We start from the raw sequence: 292 nt of genomic DNA on the forward strand, positions 1-292 counted from the left end.
GAATACGTCGGCTCGGACCCGCGCTTCATGTTTTGGACCAAGGAACTGTCGGGGCGGCCAAAGGCACGCATACCCAGTTGAGCCTGAGAAAGGCCCAACTCATTTCGGCGGGCCTCAACCAGGGAAAGCAGGTCATCAAGCGTTCTCATAGTGCAAAATTACACCATCTGGCGGCGGCGCCACAATAGCGGTTGATCTGTCTTTTCGACGGTGTATATTAACACCATGGATACGGTGGAAATTAACACTATGCTGACAAAAGACCAGCTGCTGCGCTTGGCGGATGCTTTTG

At 53.1% G+C, this 292-nt stretch carries 1 protein-coding gene; it reads left to right on the top strand.

All coding sequences use genetic code 11. The features are described from left to right. Positions 1-188 (top strand): hypothetical protein (locus tag RMT89_RS42215; protein WP_315889059.1); only part of this gene is annotated, 188 nt, incomplete at its 5' end. Positions 189-292 lie beyond the last annotated feature (104 nt).

Source organism: Streptomyces sp. P17 (assembly GCF_032436805.1).
GTDB lineage: Bacteria > Actinomycetota > Actinomycetes > Streptomycetales > Streptomycetaceae > Streptomyces.